The sequence below is a fragment of the Arthrobacter sp. fls2-241-R2A-200 genome (assembly GCF_030209745.1).
Classification (GTDB): domain Bacteria; phylum Actinomycetota; class Actinomycetes; order Actinomycetales; family Micrococcaceae; genus Arthrobacter.
Genome location: NZ_JARVRJ010000001.1, coordinates 451,080 through 470,766 on the forward strand (window position 1 = coordinate 451,080; position 19,687 = coordinate 470,766).

At 63.4% G+C, this 19,687-nt stretch carries 20 protein-coding genes and 1 riboswitch; of the genes, 17 read left to right on the top strand and 3 right to left on the bottom strand.

What is annotated here, in order from left to right:
* Position 1 precedes the first annotated feature (1 nt).
* The 8 genes from hutI to QRN42_RS02070 all read left to right on the top strand — a co-directional run bounded on the left by hutI (position 2) and on the right by QRN42_RS02070 (position 7,569).
* Positions 2–1,252 (top strand): imidazolonepropionase, encoded by a 1,251-nt coding sequence (hutI, locus tag QRN42_RS02035; RefSeq protein ID WP_284977796.1) that lies wholly within the window; start codon positions 2–4, stop codon positions 1,250–1,252.
* 64 nt (positions 1,253–1,316) lie between these two features.
* Positions 1,317–2,063 carry a hypothetical protein gene (locus QRN42_RS02040; RefSeq protein ID WP_284977797.1) on the top strand — a complete coding sequence of 249 codons (747 nt, stop codon included), beginning with the start codon at positions 1,317–1,319 and terminating at the stop codon, positions 2,061–2,063.
* Positions 2,064–2,143: 80 nt separating this feature from the next.
* Positions 2,144–3,061, top strand: coding sequence for an SIS domain-containing protein (locus QRN42_RS02045; protein ID WP_284977798.1), 918 nt, complete (start codon positions 2,144–2,146; stop codon positions 3,059–3,061).
* 10 nt (positions 3,062–3,071) lie between these two features.
* Positions 3,072–4,121, top strand: a complete 1,050-nt coding sequence (locus QRN42_RS02050) for an ROK family protein (RefSeq protein ID WP_284977800.1) — start codon at positions 3,072–3,074, stop codon at positions 4,119–4,121.
* A 14-nt stretch (positions 4,122–4,135) separates the two neighbouring features.
* Positions 4,136–5,089, top strand: a complete 954-nt coding sequence (locus QRN42_RS02055; protein ID WP_284977861.1) for a 1-phosphofructokinase family hexose kinase — start codon at positions 4,136–4,138, stop codon at positions 5,087–5,089.
* Positions 5,086–5,940 (top strand): class II fructose-bisphosphate aldolase, encoded by an 855-nt coding sequence (locus QRN42_RS02060; RefSeq protein WP_284977802.1) that lies wholly within the window; start codon positions 5,086–5,088, stop codon positions 5,938–5,940. The genes QRN42_RS02055 and QRN42_RS02060 overlap by 4 nt, the downstream gene beginning before the upstream one ends.
* 26 nt (positions 5,941–5,966) lie before the next feature.
* Complete coding sequence (locus QRN42_RS02065; RefSeq protein ID WP_284977804.1) at positions 5,967–6,758, top strand: DeoR/GlpR family DNA-binding transcription regulator; 792 nt, start codon at positions 5,967–5,969, stop codon at positions 6,756–6,758.
* A 37-nt stretch (positions 6,759–6,795) separates the two neighbouring features.
* Positions 6,796–7,569 (top strand): CPBP family intramembrane glutamic endopeptidase, encoded by a 774-nt coding sequence (locus tag QRN42_RS02070; RefSeq protein ID WP_284977806.1) that lies wholly within the window; start codon positions 6,796–6,798, stop codon positions 7,567–7,569.
* Between the two features lie 130 nt (positions 7,570–7,699).
* On the opposite strand, the gene QRN42_RS02075 is transcribed toward QRN42_RS02070, so the two are convergent.
* Entirely contained in the window at positions 7,700–8,338 is a 639-nt protein-coding gene (locus tag QRN42_RS02075; protein WP_284977807.1) for a VOC family protein, read from the bottom strand.
* A gap of 208 nt (positions 8,339–8,546) precedes the next feature.
* On the opposite strand from QRN42_RS02075, the gene QRN42_RS02080 reads away from it, so the two are divergent.
* The 6 genes from QRN42_RS02080 (at position 8,547) to QRN42_RS02105 (ending at position 15,328) form a co-directional block, all read left to right on the top strand.
* Positions 8,547–9,920 carry a bifunctional o-acetylhomoserine/o-acetylserine sulfhydrylase gene (locus QRN42_RS02080; RefSeq protein WP_284977809.1) on the top strand — a complete coding sequence of 458 codons (1,374 nt, stop codon included), beginning with the start codon at positions 8,547–8,549 and terminating at the stop codon, positions 9,918–9,920.
* Positions 9,921–10,064: 144 nt separating this feature from the next.
* Positions 10,065–10,180: riboswitch (SAM riboswitch) on the top strand.
* A 16-nt stretch (positions 10,181–10,196) separates the two neighbouring features.
* Positions 10,197–11,318, top strand: a complete 1,122-nt coding sequence (gene metX, locus QRN42_RS02085; RefSeq protein ID WP_284977811.1) for a homoserine O-acetyltransferase MetX — start codon at positions 10,197–10,199, stop codon at positions 11,316–11,318.
* 87 nt (positions 11,319–11,405) lie between these two features.
* Positions 11,406–12,941 carry an HlyD family efflux transporter periplasmic adaptor subunit gene (locus QRN42_RS02090; RefSeq protein ID WP_284977813.1) on the top strand — a complete coding sequence of 512 codons (1,536 nt, stop codon included), beginning with the start codon at positions 11,406–11,408 and terminating at the stop codon, positions 12,939–12,941.
* Between the two features lie 3 nt (positions 12,942–12,944).
* The gene (locus tag QRN42_RS02095; protein ID WP_284977815.1) at positions 12,945–13,664 is read left to right on the top strand and encodes an ABC transporter ATP-binding protein; all 720 of its coding nucleotides are present in this window, start codon (positions 12,945–12,947) and stop codon (positions 13,662–13,664) included.
* Positions 13,661–14,902: an ABC transporter permease gene (locus tag QRN42_RS02100; RefSeq protein ID WP_284977817.1), complete on the top strand. Its 1,242-nt coding sequence runs from the start codon at positions 13,661–13,663 to the stop codon at positions 14,900–14,902. Before QRN42_RS02095 ends, QRN42_RS02100 begins: the two co-directional genes overlap by 4 nt.
* Positions 14,903–14,908: 6 nt before the next feature.
* Positions 14,909–15,328, top strand: coding sequence for a hypothetical protein (locus QRN42_RS02105; protein ID WP_284977819.1), 420 nt, complete (start codon positions 14,909–14,911; stop codon positions 15,326–15,328).
* 2 nt (positions 15,329–15,330) lie between these two features.
* On the opposite strand, the gene QRN42_RS02110 is transcribed toward QRN42_RS02105, so the two are convergent.
* On the bottom strand, positions 15,331–16,155 hold the full coding sequence (locus QRN42_RS02110) for an SGNH/GDSL hydrolase family protein (protein WP_284977862.1): 825 nt from the start codon (positions 16,153–16,155) through the stop codon (positions 15,331–15,333).
* Positions 16,156–16,283: 128 nt separating this feature from the next.
* Between QRN42_RS02110 and QRN42_RS02115 the strand changes: the two genes are divergently transcribed.
* A complete protein-coding gene (locus QRN42_RS02115; RefSeq protein ID WP_284977820.1) occupies positions 16,284–16,937 on the top strand; it encodes an alpha/beta hydrolase in 654 nt (217 codons plus the stop codon).
* On the opposite strand, the gene QRN42_RS02120 is transcribed toward QRN42_RS02115, so the two are convergent.
* Positions 16,934–17,161 (bottom strand): RNA-binding S4 domain-containing protein, encoded by a 228-nt coding sequence (locus QRN42_RS02120; protein WP_284977821.1) that lies wholly within the window; start codon positions 17,159–17,161, stop codon positions 16,934–16,936. The genes QRN42_RS02115 and QRN42_RS02120 overlap by 4 nt on opposite strands.
* 31 nt (positions 17,162–17,192) lie before the next feature.
* Between QRN42_RS02120 and QRN42_RS02125 the strand changes: the two genes are divergently transcribed.
* On the top strand, positions 17,193–18,188 hold the full coding sequence (locus QRN42_RS02125; protein WP_284977822.1) for a DMT family transporter: 996 nt from the start codon (positions 17,193–17,195) through the stop codon (positions 18,186–18,188).
* A 111-nt stretch (positions 18,189–18,299) separates the two neighbouring features.
* Positions 18,300–19,685, top strand: a complete 1,386-nt coding sequence (locus QRN42_RS02130) for a glycine--tRNA ligase (RefSeq protein ID WP_284977823.1) — start codon at positions 18,300–18,302, stop codon at positions 19,683–19,685.
* The last annotated feature ends 2 nt before the right edge of the window (positions 19,686–19,687 follow it).

The window sequence follows — 19,687 nt, forward strand, 5'->3', positions numbered from 1 at the left end:
CATGAGCGGAAACTGGGACGGGCACGGCGGAGCATCAGGCGGCAGCACACTCATCACCAACGTGGGTGAGCTGATGACCCAGGACTTGGAACACCGGGTCCTCAAGGACGCGGCGATCGTGATCGAGGGTGAGCGCATCGCATGGCTCGGGTCGGCCAAGGATGCTCCCGCCGTAGACGCAAAACTCGACGCCGAAGGCCGCGCCGTCCTGCCTGGTTGGGTTGATTCGCATTCCCACTTGGTCTTCGCGGGCGACCGGACCGCCGAGTTCGAAGCCCGCATGGCCGGGGAGAGCTACAGCGCCGGAGGCATCGCCGTCACAACAGGTGCAACCCGGGCCGTCAGCGATGAGGAGCTCACCCGACTCGTCAGGGACCGGGTCGCTGAGGCAGTATCCCAAGGCACCACGTACGTGGAAAGCAAGACCGGCTACGGCCTGGATGTCCACAACGAGGCCCGCAGTGCGCGCATCGCGGCGAGGGAAGTGGACGAGGTCACCTATCTGGGGGCGCACTTGGTCCCCGAGGGTGCCGACCCTGAGGAGTACACCGACCTGGTGTGCGGTCCCATGCTCGACGCCGTCCTTCCGCACGTCCGTTGGGCAGACGTGTTCTGCGAGCGCGGCGCCTTCACTGAGGATCAGTCCCGCCGTGTGCTGACCGCTGCGCGGGACGCCGGATTGGGACTTCGGGTCCACGGCAACCAATTGGGCGAGGGTCCCGGCGTCGGGCTGGCCGTTGAGTTCGGTGCGGCGAGTGTGGACCATGTGAACCACCTTTCCCCGGAGGACATCGCCGCGCTTGCGGGGAGTTGGCGTGGATGGGACCCGGCGACCGGCACCGGAGCGCGGGGTACGGTGGCGACCTGCCTGCCCGCCTGTGACCTGTCTACGCGCCAACCCCTGGCCCCGGGCCGGGCGTTGCTTGACGCCGGTGTCCAGATCGCGCTGGCTGCGAACTGCAACCCTGGCACGTCTTACACGAGTTCCATGGCGTTCTGTGTGACCACCGCTGTCCTACAGATGCATTTGAGTGTCCACGAGGCCGTCCGCGCGGCAACCTACGGCGGCGCCCTGGCGTTGGGCAGGGAGTCGGGGAACGACGTCGACGGCGAGCGGGCGGTGGGTTCGCTCGCGGTGGGGCACCGGGCGGACTTGCACATGCTGAAGGCGCCGTCGGCTACGCACTTGGCTTACCGGCCGGGGATCCCGTTGACGCATTCGGTATGGCGCGCCGGCGTGCGGGTGGTGTAGCGCGCCTGCGTGCGTGTCGATGGCCGAGACGGCCGGAGTTCGCCGGCCGGGTTAGCATCGTGGCATGTCTCCGTACAAGCCGATGCGGCCCAATGTCTATTCGAGTGCAAACGCCGCCTCCCGTCCCGCCCGGCGAACGACACCGCCGTCGTCCCTTGAGCGCGCGCTGCGGCCATTCGGCTACCTCCTGATGGGCCTGGTGTGGAGCGGGATCGGGGCGGTGACCCTTGTGTTGCCGGCTGCGTTGACCATCGGCTTGGCAACGAGCGGGGGTGACGGGTTTGGTTCCGCAGACTTCGTGACGGACAGTGACCCGGTGATGCTGATCCTTTTCGGTGTCTTCGTGCTGTTTGTCCTGGTGCCGTTGCTTGGCTACGCGTTTGTGTGCCTCCCCCTTGCCGCTGTCCCTTTCGCGGTTTTGTCGTTCACTTATATGGTCCAGTCTTTGCGCCCGGCCCACGCCACCACCAGGCTGTCCGCCACGGGTTGGACCAACGAGGCGATCGGTCCAGTGGCCATCATTCCCACAGCGTTGTCGCTGTTGCCGGTGCGTTTGACGCCGTGGACGCGTTTCTGGGCCAAGACGGCTCTTCTTGGGTGGATTCCGGGCAAGGAGCTCTTCGTTCCGGGCTTACCGATAGGCCTGGCTTCCTTCCTGGTTCCGGTGTGGATGTTTGTGCCCGCCGTCCCTGGGGTAAGGGTTATCGGCGTCGTTGTTGTGGCTGCACTTATGGTCGCGACGATCGCCCTGACGGTTCGGGCGTGGAGGGCAAGGTACCGTTCGGAGCGGTTCCGGCATGTGAGCAACTGACTCCTTGTGAGATCGAAAATGATCGTTTAGTGTTTCCATAGATCAGAAAACGTCATTTGCTGTGTGGGAACGGGATCACGATGAGCGAGAACATACTCGGGGCTTTCATGGAGGAAGAGCTGGTCTCCCAGCCCGCCGTCTGGCAGCGCGCCGTCGAACAAGCCCGGGCCGAGCAGCTGCTTCCTGCCGATGGCCAGCGCGTCGCCGTGGTGGGCTGCGGAACGTCGTGGTTCATGGCCCAAAGCTATGCGGTGGCCCGCGAATCTGCGGGCAAGGGCATGACGGATGCGTTCGCCGCCTCCGAGGCCTTCCTGAACAGCAACAGTCCGGATCGCCAGTACGACGCCGTTGTGGCCATTACGCGCTCGGGAACCACCACTGAGGTACTGGAGTTGTTGGGTGCATTGCAGGGCTTGGTTCCCACAGTGGCGATCATTGGCGATACGTCTTCACCGATCGTTGGGCTTGCCGATGCCGTGATCGGGCTGCCTTACGCCGACGAGCGTTCGGTGGTCCAAACACGCTTCGCCACGTCCGCCCTTGTGTACCTGCTGACAAGCCTGGGCATGGACGTCCAGCAGGCTATCGACGATGCCCGGGACGCTGTGTCCGCCCCGGTGTCCCGGGAGCTGTTGGACGCAGAACAGTTCACCTTCTTGGGAACCGGCTGGACTGTTGGCTTGGCTCACGAGGCGGCCCTGAAAATGCGTGAAGCTGTGCAGGGCTGGACAGAGTCCTACTCGGCCATGGAATACCGCCATGGTCCGATTTCCATTGCCGCCCCTGGACGGGTTACGTGGTTGTTCGGTGACCAGCCCGACGGGCTGGATAAGGACATGGAAGCCACCGGAGCGCTGTACGTGCGCACCGGAAAGCACCCGTTGGCGGAACTCGCCCGCGTCCATAAAGTGACGCTGGAGCGCGCGCGGTCCCGCGGCCTTAACCCGGATCTGCCGCGCAACCTGACGCGCTCGGTTATTCTCAACGCTTCCGCCTAGGACCTCCGCCATGGTTCTTGGAGCCGCAGAATCCCCGGTCCTTTCTTTCGACGTCGGCGGGACCGACATCAAGGCCGGGCTGGTGGATCCCCACGGAACGGTCCTCGGCATGCGCCGTGTTCCTACCCCGCTGGACTCCCAGCGTCCGGGGGAGGCGGTCCTCGACCGTATTGCTGAGCTTGCGGCCGAGCTTACCGCCGAATTTCCGGAGGCCAAGGCGCAGGCGGCAGGAATCATCGTTCCCGGCATCGTGGACTCAACATCGGGGGTGGGAATCTACTCAGCCAACCTTGGCTGGCGCAATTTCCCCTTCACCCGAGAAGCAGAGCGACGCCTTGGCATCCCGGTAGCGTTCGATCACGATGTCCGCTCCGCCGCTGCCGTGGAGCACACCTTCGGCGGCTCCCGGGAATTCAAAGACGTCGTGGTGATGGTGGTGGGCACGGGAATCGCTGCTGCAGTCTTCTCCGGCGGCAAGGCAGTCACCGCCGGTGGGTTCGCGGGCGAACTGGGCCATGCGCAGGTCCCTGATCCCGACGCCGGCCACGGCAACGGTCATGGCGGAGACCCCGGAAGAACCAGAAGAACCGGGAGAACCAGAAGAACCGGGACAACCGGGACAACCAGGACAACGGGGACAACCGGCTACACCATCCTGGAAGCGGTGGGCTCAGCCGGTGCCGTGGCGCGGCGCTACCAGGCCGCGACCGGCGTCGAGGTCCAGGGCGCCCGCGAGGTGCTGATACGGGCGCGCTCCCAGGACGCCGTCGCTGCCCGCATTTGGGACGACGCCGTCAGGGCCTTGGCATTCACCATCTGCCAATGCGTCAACATCATCGGAACCGAAGCCGTGGTGATCGGCGGCGGCCTTGCCGAAGCCGGTGATGAACTCCTCCGGCCGCTGCGTTCCACGGTGGACGCCATGCTTGATTTTCAGCGCCGTCCGCAACTCATCCGGGCCCAACTGGGCCAGGATGCCGGGTTGCTCGGTGCCGCCATGAACGCCCGGGCGCTCTTGGGCACCATGGAGTCAACGGCCCACCGACGGAGGCAGCCGTGAACCGCGTGGTCCCAATGAACCGCATCATCACTGTCACCCCGAACCCGGCCATCGACATGACCTACGCCGTTCGCGGGATCACCGAGGGGGCCAGCCACAGGGTGCCTACCCCCTTGAGCCGGGCAGGCGGGAAGGGAATCAACGTAGCCCGAGTGATCCATCAACTCGGCTACCCCGTGCTGGCCATCGCGCCTACAGGGGGTGCGGCAGGTCAGACCCTGGCAGCGGAGTTGTGGACAAGCGGGGTGCCACACACCCTGGTGGGAGTCGCTGCGGAAACGCGCCGCAGCATCGCCTTGGTGGACACGCTGGCCGGTGAAACGTCCATTTTCAACGAAGAAGGCCAAGCCCTGCTGCCGGACGAATGGCGTTCCCTAACGGCCGCCGTCGTGGAAGCTGTCAGCGGTAACCGAAACTTGCCGGCGTCCGTCCTCGTCGGCTCCGGAAGCCTGCCGCCTGGGGCGCCCGGTCACTTCTATCCGTCACTGGTGCAACTGGCCCACGACGCCGGCATCCCGGCCATCATTGATACTTCCGGTCCCGGGATCATCGCCGCTGCACGGGCTGGAGCGGATGTCCTCAAGCCAAACCACCACGAACTGGCCGAAGCCACAGGCGAAGCCAGCGTGGAAGCAGCGGCACTATCGCTGATCGGCATGGGTGCAAGAACGGTTTTGGTGAGCGCTGGTTCAGAGGGCATGCTGGCCTTCGACCACGCGGCTCCCGGAGGTTACTGGGCCGCACGGCTACCGGAGCCATTGAGCGGCAACCCTACGGGGGCAGGTGATGCCGCGGTGGCTGCTGCCGCCGTCGCGCTCGCCGAAGGCATCAACGAGCCCCGCGAAATCCTCCGCAGGGCAACAGCGTGGTCCGCCGCCGCCGTGCTCATGCCGGCCGCGGGGGAGATCTCACCCCGCTTCAAGGAACTGGAAGAGCAACTGATGGTTACGTGGAAGGAATCCCGATGACCCTGGTCGCCACGCGGGAACTCGTGGAACGCGCAGCGGCCCGCGGCGAGGGCCAAGGCGCCTTCAACGTCGTCCATGTGGAAACAGCCGAGGGACTCGTGGCAGGCGCGGAAGCAGCAGGAGTTCCCCTAATCCTGCAAATATCGGAAAACTGCGTCAAGTACCACGGCGGGCTGGAGCCTATCGGCGTGGCCACGTTGGCCATTGCCCGTGCCGCGTCCGTGCCGGTGGCCGTGCACCTGGATCACGCAGAGTTGGAGGAGTTGGCGCTTGCCGCCGTCGACTTGGGGTTCGGGTCGGTGATGTACGACGGCGCGCACCTTCCCTATGAGCAGAACGTCGCGGCCACTGCGCGCGTGGCGCAGTACGCCCATGAGCGAGGCGCCTTTGTCGAGGCCGAACTCGGCGAGGTCGGTGGCAAAGACGGTGCCCACGCCCCCGGCGTCCGCACCGACCCCGGCGAGGCCCGCGCCTTTGTTGAGGCGACTGGGGTGGACGCGTTGGCCGTGGCGGTTGGCTCGTCCCACGCCATGACCGAGCGCAGCGCGGCACTGGACCTTGAGCTGATCACCCGGCTGAAGTCCGCCGTCGGAAAACCGCTGGTCCTCCATGGCTCTTCCGGAGTCAGCGATGACCTGCTCGTGGCGGCTATCAAAGCTGGTATGACTAAGATCAACGTATCCACGCATGTGAACGGGTTCTTCACCCGTGGCGTCCGTCAGTACCTGGACGCCAATCCTGAAGTGGTGGATTCCAGGAAGTACATCCAGGCGGGGAGGGACGCGCTGGTAATGGAATCTGCACGAATGCTCACGCTATTCGCCAAGGTGCACTTTGCCAAGGTGACATAGCCCGACGCCGCGAAAGGCATACTGTCATGACCCGCACCGATCGGCTGACCGCCATCCTTGACCTGCTGGCCGAAACCGGCCGTGTGGAAGTCGAGGACATCGTGACGCGTTTGGGTGTGTCACCGGCCACCGCCCGCAGGGATCTTGACAGCCTCGCAAAGCAGAGGCTTCTGAGCCGCACCCGCGGGGGCGCCACCACCGGATCGCTGTCCTACGACCTGCCAGGGCGGTACAACCGGGACGACAATGCCGAGGCGAAGCAGGACATTGCGCAGGCGGCATCGTTGCTGATCCATCCGGGCGCCGTCATCGGCCTCAGTGGGGGAACCAGCAACACCGCACTTGCCCAGGTGCTCTCCACGCGGGAGGACCTCAACGCTCCTTCCAGCAAGCCCACGCTTACCGTGGTGACCAATGCCATCAACATTGCCTCCCAGCTCGCGGTCCGCCCCAACATCAAGATCATGGTCACCGGCGGCATCCTGAACCCCAGGTCCTACGAACTCGTGGGACCGTACATCGACGTCATCATGCAAAAAGTGGCCTTGGACATTGCGTTCATCGGTGTCAACGGCGTGGACCCGGATCTCGGCCCTACCATCACCGATGAGGGGGAAGCCATGGTCAACACGGTCATGGCCCACCGGGCCACTGAGTCCTATGTCCTGGCCGACTCCTCAAAGGTGGGCCGCCGGTCCTTCGCCGCCATGTCGGGCTACGAGTTCCGGCACCTCATTACGGACTCGGGTATCAGCGCGCAGGACCGGGCAGCGTTCGAAGCCAAGGGCATCGAAGTCATCGTCGCCGCCGCCAGCTGAGCAGCGGACTCGCAGGAAGTACAGGCAAGATAGGTACATGCTTGTTGCTTCCCGCCGTCGGTTGCGTGCCGAGGTACTCATTGTGTTGGGCTTGTCCTTGGGCCAGTCCGCCGTGTACTCCGTAGTTCAACTCCTGGACAAGTTGACGCGTGCGCCCTTGTCCCAAGGCACTTCCACCCTGAATCAATCGCAAAGTACGCGGGAGTATTTCGACCTCACTTACCAACTGCTGGACATTGCCTTCGCGTTGGTGCCAGTGGCGTTGGTGATTTATTTCCTGTCCACGCATGCAGCGACACCGGGTGCGGCGAGTTCAGGGACGGCATTCACCAGGCTTGGCTTCAACTTTGCCCGTCCCGGAAAGGACGCACTCCAGGGGTTGGGATTGGCCGCCTTGATCGGTGTGCCATCTTTAGGGCTGTACGCGGTCGGCCGCGCCCTGGGGATCACCACCGCTATTGTTCCCAGCGGACTGGATGCCTACTGGTGGACCGTTCCGGTGCTCATACTGTCCGCGGTTCGTCACGCGATCGTCGAAGAAGTGATCGTAGTGGGTTATCTCTTGGACCGCTTTGGCAGGTTCGGGTGGAGGACGCCCGCGGCCATTGTTGTCAGCGCCTTGCTTCGGGGCAGCTATCACCTGTACCAAGGGTTCGGGCCGTTTGTGGGCAACTTCGTGATGGGCCTGGTGTTCGCTTGGATCTACACCAAAACCCGGCGCGTCATGCCGTTGGTGGTTGCCCACGCACTTCTGGACATCGTCGCGTTTGTAGGTTTCAGCCTGTTCGGCAAGGCGATAGGCCTCGGCTAGGAGCAGCGCCCGCTTAAATGTTCTCGGCCGCCATCGAAAGGTGACATCATTGGCACCCGCTGATGGCGGCCGAAGTTTATCCAGGCTCGAACAGGTGATGGTCTGTCCAGGCAGGGATGGTTGGAAGGGATCAGATGGTGACGGCCCCGGTGGCGGTCTCGAACGTGACGGACATGATGCCAGGGGTGCCCCGGGGAGCTATCCACTGGACGGCTACGTCCTCAAGCGATTTCTCAACCGGCTCGCCCAGCCACTCGGTGACGCGTTCCGCGGAACCGGCGATGGTGAGGCTGGACATTTTCACGTCGCTCTCGTACACCTTGGACGGGTGCAGCGTCGGATCGCCCTCCCACTTGAGGAGGTAGGGAACCTGGGGGTCGGCGATCAAACCCAGGATACCGATCTGCTGCCACGCCAATTCCCGACCATCGGGAAACTTGCGGTTACCCGGGACGGCAGAGCGGCCGAGGCGCTCTTCGAAAGGAGCAAGGTCGTCGACGGCGACGCACCAGCCCATCCAGCCGCCGCCGGCAGCCGAGCGTGCACGGACCGCTTGGCCAAAGGGGGCTTTGTCGGAAGCAGGGTGGTCCAAGACCTCCACGACTTCCAGGTACTTGTTATCTGCAAGGGGAATGATCATGTTCCGGGTGCCGAAGCGCGGGTGCACTCCACCCCGGACTGCGTCCACTCCCAGAGCTGCGGAAATTCGTTCGGTTGTGGCCAGAAGGCCATCTCGTTCACAGGCGTAAGAGACGTGATCCATGCGCATGGCTTCATCTTGGCACTTTGTGATCGGGGTCTCAGCTAAGTAAAGCCTAACTATGGTAGGACCTATTTGCGGAGCGAGGGCCCATGACATATTCGGACCCGAAATTTCAGCTGGCGTCACAAAGCTATCCATGGTGAGCGGCTGTTCCTAGACTGGCTCCAGCCGCCCCGGATTCATTTCCACTGCACCACGAGCATCACGGGCCCGGATGAATGACCGCGCCGTAGGTGTGTCCCGCCACAAATCGCCTTCAGAGGAGAACGCAATGTCCCAAGGATGGTCTTTCGAAACCCGCCAGATTCATGCAGGCCAAGAGCCGGATGCCGCCACAGGTGCCCGGTCGTTGCCGATTTACCAGACAACGTCTTTCGTGTTCCCCAGTGCCGAAAGCGCGGCCAACCGTTTTGCCCTGGCTGAACTTTCACCGATCTACACCCGCATTGGCAACCCCACCCAGGACGCCGTGGAACAGCGGATAGCGAGCCTGGAGGGCGGCCTCGGCGCCCTCTTGCTCAGCTCCGGGCAAGCAGCCGAGACCTTCGCCATCCTCAACATCGCCGAGGCGGGGGACCACGTGGTGGCGAGCCCAAGCCTCTACGGGGGGACCTACAACCTCCTGGCCCACACCCTCAAGAAGTTCGGCATTTCCGTTACGTTCGTGGAGGATCCGGACAACTTGGACCAATGGCGGGATGCTGTCCAGCCGAACACCAAGCTGTTCTTCGGCGAAGTTGTCTCCAATCCCCGCCAAGACGTGCTGGACATCGAAGGCGTTGCGCGCACCGCCCACGAGGCCGGCGTGCCGCTCATCGTGGACAACACCTTGTCCACTCCCTATTTGATCCGTCCCATCGAGTGGGGCGCGGACATTGTGGTTCATTCGGCCACCAAGTACCTCGGCGGCCACGGCTCGGCGATAGCCGGTGTGATCGTTGACTCCGGCAACTTCGACTTCGGCAAGGATCCGGAGCGCTTCCCCGGATTCAACACCCCGGATCCCAGCTACAACGGCCTGGTGTACGCGCGCGATCTCGGGAAGGACGGGGCACTCGGCGCCAACCTTTCCTACATTCTGAAGGCACGCGTGCAGTTGCTCCGCGACCTCGGGTCCGCGGTGTCCCCGTTCAACGCCTTCTTGATCGCACAAGGGTTGGAGACGCTGAGCCTTCGCGTCGAGCGTCACGTTGCTAACGCCATTAAGGTGGCGCAATGGCTGGAAGCCCACGACGACGTCGAGGCCGTCGCCTACGCTGGCCTGCCGTCCAGCCCTTGGTACGACCGCGGCCGTAAGTACGGCCCCTTGGGCACGGGTGCGGTGGTGGCCTTCACCATCAAGGGTGGCGTCGAGGCAGGCAAGCGCTTCGTGGACGGCCTGGAGCTCCACTCCCACGTTGCCAACATCGGCGACGTTCGCTCCCTGGTGATCCACCCGGCGTCGACCACTCACAGCCAGCTCACCGAAGACCAGCAGGCCGTCGCGGGCGTCAACCCCGGATTGGTGCGCTTGTCCGTGGGCCTGGAGCACGTGGATGACATCATCGCCGACCTCGAAGCCGGGTTCCGGGCCGCCAAGGGGGCCTGACCGCGGACGAACGCCGTCCACCGATGATTATTCGGTGGGCGGCGTCCAGTCCTGGCTTTCGGAGAACAAGCCGCACCCAAAACGTCACACTGGTGTCACAATCTTCGCCTGAAGAGGGATGTTCTTCCTAAACTCTACGTATTAGGTCATGAGTGCCAGCACACAGCCCCGGCTTGCTGGCCGGCAACCCTCCTCCGCGGTGGGGTGCCCCGGGTGAGGACCTGGCCCGTCGCACGCAAGGCGACTGGCAAGTGCGAGGTTTAGGTGTCGAAGGAAATGACCATCACTGCTACAGCCATTCCCACTTCCGGAAAAGAAGACGGAACGGTCCGCTACGCCCGGATAGGTTCGTTGGAACTTGAGGCCGGGGGTTACCTCCCGGATGTCGTCTTGGCTTACGAAACGTGGGGGAGCCTGAACCCGGATCGATCCAACGCGGTGTTGGTCCAGCATGCCCTGACCGGAAGTACCCACGTGGCTCGGGGGAGCACGGGCGAGGAAGGTTGGTGGGAGCAACTCGTCGGTCCAGGTGCGACCATCGACACCAACAGATTCTTTGTTGTCTCCATCAACATCGTGGGCGGTTGCTACGGGAGCACCGGGCCATCCAGCCAGGCTCCCGACGGGAAACCTTGGGGATCGCGGTTTCCGCTGATCACGCTCCGGGACACCACCGAAGCCGAGGCCCGGCTCGCCGATGTCCTGGGTATCGATGCCTGGCACGCCGTGCTCGGAGGTTCCATGGGCGGGGCCAGGGCCCTTGAATGGGCCATCACGTTTCCCGAACGCGTCAAGCGCTGCGCCGTGATCTCCGTGGGCGCCTACAGCACGGCGGAGCAAATCGCCTTTGCCCAGTCCCAGACCCTTGCGATCCGGCAAGACCCGAACTTCAACAATGGGGACTATTACGACGGCCCGGCCCCCGAGAACGGGTTGGCCTTGGCGCGGCGCATAGCGCACATCACCTATCGTTCGGCCTTGGAGTTGGACCTTCGCTTCGGCAGGCAAGCCCAGCCCAAGGAAGCACCCCTTGTTGCGCCGGTCTTGGGGGAGCGGGGGCGCTACCAAGTGGAAAGCTACCTGGACCATCAGGGTAAGAAGTTGGTGCAACGCTTTGACGCCAACAGCTACGTCGCCATCACTGAGGCCTTGATGTCCCATGACGTCACCCGGGGCCGGGGTGGTCTGCAGCAGTCCCTGTCCCGCGCAACAGCGGAATTCTTCGTGGCCGCAGTAGACACCGATCGGCTGTACTTCCCGGCGCAATCACGCGAACTTGCCGCTGCCCTGCCAGGTGATGTTGCGGTCCATGTCATCGAGGCGCCGATCGGGCATGACGGCTTCCTCACGGAAATCGGGCAGCTGTCAGCGCAGCTCGGTGAGGCGTTCTTCAGCTAAGAAGCCGTTTGCAACAATTCGACTTTTTTCGGCCTCCTTCCATGACTTTCAAGGGCTTCACTCAGGTCCGGCCCATAACCTCCAGCCATGATGTCAAAAACCCTTGTGATTAACGTGGGCCTGGGCGCTGTCATAGTCGCACTTGGTGCGGGTACCTACCTCACCGCGACGGCCGCAGGCTCCACCACCCCGGCCACGGCAACGAGGACCGTGACGGTAGGCAAGGCTGATATCTCCTCGGTGGCTACGGCGTCGGGCAATGTGGCCCCGCAGTCCACCACCGTCGTCAATGCCCGGAACTGCAGCGGGGTGATCCTCTCGGTGGGCGCCACTCTTGGCCAGCAAGTCAGCGTGGGCCAGCTGCTCGTGTCCATTGACCCTACAAATGCGCAGAACAGCTTGGATGCGGCCCAAGCGCAGCTGGATTCCGTCACTGCCCAGGCAAACCAGCAACAGGTCTCGGCGAGTGGGCAGGTGTCCTCGGCAAACCAGGCCCTCATTAACGCCCAGCAGTCAGCGGCATTGGATAACTCCCAGCAGGCCTCAACCGTTGCCGCAGCACAGAAGGCCGTGGACGCAGACAATGCCGCGGTCACTGCTGCAAAAGCCGTTCCCGTCCCCAACCCGAAGCCGGCGAACTGGACCGATCCGGTCGTGGCGGCGCAGAACCAACTCGCCAAAGACCAGGCGTCCCTCAGCCAGGCACAAAACCAAGCTGCCAGCACCCAGCTGAAAGATAAACAACAGGTCGCTTCCGCAACAACGGCGCTCGGAAATGCCCAAAACTCTGCGGCCTCGGCGGGCGCCACGAACGTCACCAGTGCCCGGCTCGCTGTACAGACGGCCCAAGCGAACCTCGCCGACTGCAACCTGACAGCTCCCGTGTCCGGCACGGTATCCGCGGTAACTGCCACCGTCGGGGCGCTGACCGGTTCGTCCGGTGGGGGCTCGGCAGCCTCGGCTACGGGTTCCACGGGTTCCGCCGGTGCCGGTGGATCCGCGGCCGGGACGGGGACTGTCGCTGCTTCGGGTGGTTCGGCGTCGAGCGCTGGCTTGGTGACCATCAGCGACACCGGCCATCTTCAGGTAGTGGCTGGCTTCTCCGAATCCGACGTGACCAGCATGAAACCCGATCAAACCGCACAATTCACCTTTCCTGCCTTGCCACAGGATCCAACCGCTGCTCCTGTAACCGGAAAAGTTGTTTCGATTGCCCAAACGTCCACTACCACCAATGGAGTGGTCACCTACCCGGTAACCGTCTCCATTGCCAATCCACCGGCAGGCCTCCGGCTTGGGCAGAGTGCCAACATCTCCGTCACCACGGCCACAGCAACCAATGCGCTGGTAGTTCCAAGCCTGGCCATCACCACCACGGGGAACAGGCAGACAGTCAGCGTCGTGAAGAACGGCACGCCGACGCCGGTAACCGTCACCACCGGGATCAGTGCGAACGGCCGAACCCAGATCCTGACAGGTCTCTCCGACGGTGACCAAGTTCAGTTGCCGGCCATCTCAAGCACCTTGGATACCGGCAGTACCACCACCGGCGGCGGCTTCGGCACGGGCGGCTTCGGCGGTACCGGCACCAACCGCGGCGGCGCACGAAACGGCGGTCAGTAAGCCGTGGCATCGGTCATCGAACTCGCCGGGGTCACTAAGGTCTACGGCAAAGGCGAGGCCGAAGTGCGGGCATTGGACAACGTGAGCCTTTCCATTGAACGCGGCGATTTCGTGGCGATCATTGGGGCTTCGGGATCCGGTAAATCAACCATGATGAACATCATCGGCTGCCTGGACGCCCCGACCACAGGGAGCTATTTCCTGGACGGAATCGATACCAGCGAGTTGGATGAGTACCAACAGGCCCAGATACGCAACCGGAAAATCGGTTTTGTCTTCCAGAACTTCAACCTCATTTCGCGCACCAAAGCTGTCGATAACGTGGCCATGCCGCTGGCGTATGCAAAGGTCGGGCGCCACGACCGGCACAACAGGGCTATGGCCATGCTTGACGCGGTAGGGTTGTCGAGCCGCTCGGGGCACAAACCTTCCCAACTTTCGGGCGGGCAACAACAACGCGTCGCGATTGCCCGGGCCTTGGTGACCAACCCCGTGCTTCTGCTCGCAGACGAGCCCACAGGAGCACTGGACTCGAGGTCCTCGGCCGAGATCCTGGATCTTTTCGGCAGGCTCCACGCCACAGGGCGGACCATCGTCATGATCACCCACGAAATGGACGTCGCGGAGCGTGCCGGCAGGGTGATCAGGATGCAGGATGGCCGGATCATCTCGGATGTTCGCCAAACCCCTGTACCGGGTAGATCTTTCGCGGGGAGACCATGAATCTTCTCGAATCAGCCAGGTTCGCACTCTCGGGAGTTGCGGCCAACAAGATGCGCTCAGTCCTCACCACCCTGGGCATCTTGATCGGTATTGCCGCGGTGATAGTGCTGTTGGCCGTCGGCGCCGGGACAAGCAACAACATCAAGGCGCAGATTGCCAAGTTGGGGACGAACGTGCTGACGGTCACCCGTTCCACCAGTGCCGGGGGCCGTGCCACAGGAGGCCAAGCCGGGGCCAACCGAACCCGCAGCACCAACCTCACCGTCGAGGACGAGAACTCCCTGACCGATCCAGTGCTGGCACCGGACATCGCCCGGACCGCCCCGATCGTCCAGGCACAGGGTGTCACTGCGACATACAGCGGTGCCACGCATTCGGTGGCAAGCTTCCTAGGGACCACATCGTCATACTTTGATATCAGCAACAGCACCGCAGCGTCCGGTGCGCTGTTCACGGCCGCCGACCAGCAGGCAGGCACTCCTGTGGCCGTCATCGGAAACACGGTGGCCGCTGACCTCTTTGGACCCGCCACCGGCTCCGCCGTTGGACAAACAATCCAGCTCAACGGGCAAAACTTCACCGTTTCCGCCGTCTTGGCTGCCAAAGGTTCATCGGGCCTGAGCGATCCCGATGACATCGTGGTGATCCCGTTTTCTGCCGCGCAGAACAAGTTCACCGGCTATGCGCCCACGCTGGCGTCCATAACGGTCCAGGCCCGCTCGGCTGATGTGATGAACCAAGCCCAAAACGAAGTCCAAATGATCTTGGACGCCCGCCATCACGTGGATTCCACCACCCGGGACTACCAAGTCCGGAACCAGGCCCAGATCCTGACTACGGCCACCAGTACCACACAGACGCTCACTATCCTGCTCGGCGCTGTTGCCGCCATCAGCCTCCTGGTGGGGGGCATCGGGGTGATGAACATCATGTTGGTGACTGTGACGGAGAGGACGAGGGAGATCGGCATCCGGAAAGCGATCGGGGCTTCAAGGGGAAGCATCGTGGCCCAGTTCCTGATCGAGTCCCTGGTGATTTCCGTGATCGGTGGAGTGGCTGGTATCGCGATTGGTTTTGCCGGCAGCGCGTTCCCCGTGCTCGGTGTCCAGCCTGAGGTGCAGGCGTGGACGGTCTGGCTCTCCTTGGCGGTTTCGGCCGTGATCGGGCTCGTCTTCGGGGTTTATCCCGCCAACAAAGCCGCTAAACTGCGGCCCATTGATGCCCTTCGGTACGAATAGGAAATCATGAACAGCTCCAACACCGGCAGCCGCGATCCCGGCGACGCTGTCACTGAGGCCCTCCCGGCTCCGGTCCCGCCCATGGGGTACGACGAAATGCCCGAACCCTTTCCCGACGATTCAATGCTGCCGCCACCGGATGACGAGCCCTTTGTTCCCCGGAAGCGGTACACCCCGGGCCGTTCCACAAAGGTGCTGGCGTGCGTCTTGCTCGTGGTGGCGGGATTCTTTGGCGGCTCAGTGGTCCAGAAGCAAATAGATCTGGGTAACCGGGCTGGACGGAATGTGGGCAACTTCCAAGGGACCAACCTGCGGACCGGAAACGGCGGGGGCGGCAGCAACGGAACGGGGAACCAAGGGACCGGTCAGGGACGTCGCGGCGCTGGCGGCAACACCACTGCGCCCAGCTCCGGGGCAGGTCAATGACCCTACTCGTGCGGCAATAAGGTCCCGTTGGGGCCGACGGCGGGCCCCGGCGTCGGGCGTTTAGGAGTGATCCCGTCGCCGGATGACCGATGCCGCAATCTCCGGATGACCCACGGAACGAAGTACTCACGCGCCCAGACCAGGTCCGAGGACCGCGCTTCGCGCCACGTCCGGGGCGGGAGGTCCGTGGGCAGCAGCGGCTCCAAGGTGTGCTGGACGTTGAGGGCGTCCAACACCATCATGGCAATGGTGTGGTGGCCCAATGGGGAAAAGTGCAAGCGGTCCACGTCCCACATCTGCGGGTCAGCCAGCTGCCGCAAGGACCACATGTCCGCGACAATGGCATCGTGCCGGGCAGCTACCGTGCGGAGGTTTTCGTTGTAGATGGCCACCTTGCCGCGGATCCGGTTCAACACGGAGAACGCCGTATCAGGGCCGTTGAACAACACCACAGTGGCGCCGCGGGAACCGAGCTCGGCGACGGCGGCGTCCAGCTTTTCGGCCAAGGCATCCGGGTCACCGCTTGGACGGATGAGGTCGTTGCCGCCGGCAGAAATGGACACGAGATCCGGCCGCAGGTCCAAGCATGGGCCCACTTGTTCATCCACAATTTGTTGTAGCAACCGTCCCCGGATGGCGAGGTTGGCGTAGGCGAAATCCTCATGACCACGGCCAAGCTCTTCAGCTACGCGGTCCGCCCACCCGCGATAACCGCCAGGGTTCAGCGGTTCGGGGTCTCCGATGCCCTCCGTGAACGAATCGCCCAAGGCCACGTAGCGGCTCCAGGGGTGCCTGTTGACCAAGTGGCTGACCGACTGCTCCGGCATTTCCAACGGGTTAATCCCATCCACGCTCATGTGTTGCACCTGCCTCTTTACCTGCGTCGCCTCCAACGCTTGCTGCAAAAAGTGTCACCGGCAGTAGCTACTTACCGGTAACTGCAAGAATAGTCCTCATGACTGAAGCCGCTGCATTTCCCGCGCCCGTTGTCCTGTGGTCCCACAATGAAGCCGAACGCGCCGGCAAGCCCCTTTTGGTCCTGCTGCATGGTTACGGCTCCAACGAGGAAGATCTTTTCAGCCTGGCGGGCCTGTTGCCCGAGGGCTTCGTGGTGGCGGCGCTGCGCGCACCGTTGCCCACGGGTCCGGGATTTTCGTGGTTCCCGCTGACGGCTTCCATCGAGTATTCGCTCGACGCCGTGAAGCTCGCCGCCGAGTACGCGCTGGAATGGCTGGACACCGTCAAGGCCAACCACCCGTCCGTGACGCTGTTGGGCTTCTCCATGGGCATGGCCATGGCCACCACCATGCTCCGCTACCGGCCCGCGGACTTCGCCGCCGTCGTCGGGCTTTCAGGGTTCGTGATCGACGCCGGCGCCGATGCCGCCTTCCGGGACGCCGAGCTCGACGGATCCGTCCCCATGTTCTGGGGCCGGGACCAGCAGGACCCGGTCATCACGGCAGACAAGATCGACTACACCATGGGGTGGGTCCGCAGCCACGTCGACCTCACCAAGGTGCTGTACACCGGGATGTGGCACGGCATCAACCAGCAGGAGATCGGCCATGTGGGGGAGTTCCTGACCCACAAGGTCCTGAGCAATTCCTAGGCGGAGGTGATTCGGACCGTCTGGCCGTTGACGGTCACGGTATCGCCGGCACGGAGTTGGCGGCCGCGACGTTCATCGATTTCACCATTGACTTTGACCAAGCCATTCTTGATGAGCTCCGTTGCTTCCACGCCGTCCTCCACCAAGTTGGCGAGCTTCAGCAGTTGGCCGAGACGGATCATGTCGTCACGGATGGGGACCTCTTCGATTTCCGGATTGCTCATACAGCAATGATGCCTGAAGTAGGGTGTGACAGTGCCGCAGCCTTCTTCCCGACCCGCCCTCCCGCTCGCCCTTGGCCTCCCTATCGCAGTAGCTACCGGACTGGTCATTCCCCTTCAGGGAAGGATCAACGGAGCCCTGGGGGGCAGATTGAACGATGGCATCGCTGCTGCTGTGGTGAGTTTCACCACAGGGCTGATCGTCATCGGTGCTGTCTCACTGGCCACGTCCAAAGGCCGCTCAGGGCTGCAGCGCATCATCCCCGCTGTCCGGAACCGTAGCTTTCCGCGCTTTTACGTCACCGCGGGAGCTATAGGCGCGTTATTCGTGTGCGCCCAGTCCTTCACCATTGCCTTGCTGGGGGTGGCACTGTTCACGGTCGCCGCCGTGACCGGGCAAACCCTCAGCGGGTTGCTGGTGGATCGCATGGGCATCGGTCCCGGTGGAAAGCGCCCCATCACGGGTATCCGGGTACTGGGCAGCATCCTGACCGTTGCCGCCGTCGCCTGGGCAGTTTCCCCGCGCTTCGGTGGCGCGGCGGACATTGCGTCCCTTGTTCTGCCTGTGCTGCTGCCCTTGGTGGCGGGGTTCCTCATGAGTTTCCAACAGGCCATGAATGGAACCGCTACGGTGCACTACGGGACGCCCCTTGCGGCGACTTTGGTGAACTTCCTCGCAGGGTCCGCCATCCTATGGGTCGCCTGGGTCATCAAGCTGGCGGTGGCCGGCCCCGGGAATCCGCTTCCAACGGAGTGGTGGTACTACCTCGGCGGCCCCATGGGATGCCTTTTCATTGGCCTGGCGGCCCTGCTGGTCCGCAGCCTCGGCGTGCTCATCACGGGGCTGGGCATGATCGCCGGGCAGCTGGTGGGTTCGTTGGTGCTCGACGTCGTGATCCCCAGTCCCGGTACGGTGGTCGCCTTGCCCACGGTGCTGGGCACGGTCCTCACGCTCGCCGCGATCATCGTGGCCACGCTGCCCTGGCCCAGGGGAGCTTTCGCACGAAAACCAGCGGCCAAAGGCCGGTAGGCTAGAACGCAGTACCTATCCCGAGCGCCCCGCCGGACACCCGCGTCCGGAACCAGGGGAACACAACCGCGGACCGCACCCAGCGGCCCTGTAGAACAAATGGAGCACCCCATGGCAGCAAAATCCGTCCTTGACCAGGTCATTTCCCTCTCCAAGCGGAGGGGCTTTGTCTTCCAGGCCGGTGAAATCTATGGTGGCTCCCGCTCAGCGTGGGATTACGGCCCCCTTGGTGCGGAACTGAAGGAAAACATCAAGCGCCAGTGGTGGCAGAGCATGGTCCGTGGCCGTGAAGACGTTGTAGGACTTGATTCCTCCGTCATCCTTCCCCGCCAGGTATGGGAAGCTTCCGGTCACGTCGAGGTGTTCTCCGACCCCTTGGTGGAATGCCTCTCCTGCCACAAGCGCTACCGTGCGGACCACCTCGAAGAAGAGTACGAGGAAAAGAAGGGCCGCCCGGCCGAAAACGGCCTCGCGGACATTGTCTGCGCTAACTGCGGAACCCGTGGCCAGTGGACCGAGCCGCAGGAGTTCTCCGGCCTCCTCAAGACCTTCCTCGGCCCGGTGGCCAGCGATGAAGGCATGCACTACCTCCGCCCGGAAACGGCACAGGGCATTTTCGTGAACTTTAACAACGTCCTCACCACCTCGCGGAAAAAGCCGCCGTTCGGCATCGGCCAGATCGGCAAGTCCTTCCGTAACGAGATCACCCCGGGTAACTTCATCTTCCGCACACGCGAGTTCGAGCAGATGGAAATGGAGTTCTTCGTAGAACCCGGCACGGACGAAGAGTGGCACCAGTACTGGATGAAGGAACGCATGTCCTGGTACACGGATCTGGGCATCCGTGAGGACAACCTCCGGTTCTTTGAGCACCCGCTGGAAAAGCTGAGCCACTACTCCAAGGGCACCACGGACATCGAGTACCGCTTCGGCTTCCAAGGCTCCGAGTGGGGCGAGCTTGAGGGCATCGCTAACCGCACGGACTTCGACCTTTCCACGCACGCCAAGGCTTCGGGAACGGATTTGAGCTACTTCAACCAGGCCACCAACGAGCGGTACACCCCGTTCGTCATTGAACCCGCTGCCGGCCTGACCCGCTCCTTCATGGCTTTCCTGATTGACGCCTACACAGAAGACGAGGCACCCAACGCCAAGGGCGGCGTCGACGTCCGTACGGTACTGAAACTGGACCCGCGCCTGGCCCCGGTCAAGGCTGCCGTCCTTCCGTTGAGCCGCAACGAGGACCTCTCCCCGAAGGCCAAGGCGCTGGGCGCGCAGTTGCGCAAGAACTGGAACATCGATTTTGACGACGCCGGTGCGATCGGCCGCCGCTACCGTCGCCAGGACGAAATCGGTACCCCGTTCTGCATCACCGTAGACTTCGACACCCTCGAGGACCAGGCCGTCACCATCCGTGAGCGTGACACCATGAGCCAGGAACGTGTTTCCTTGGACAAGGTTGAGTCCTACCTGGCCGCACGGCTGATCGGCGCCTGACC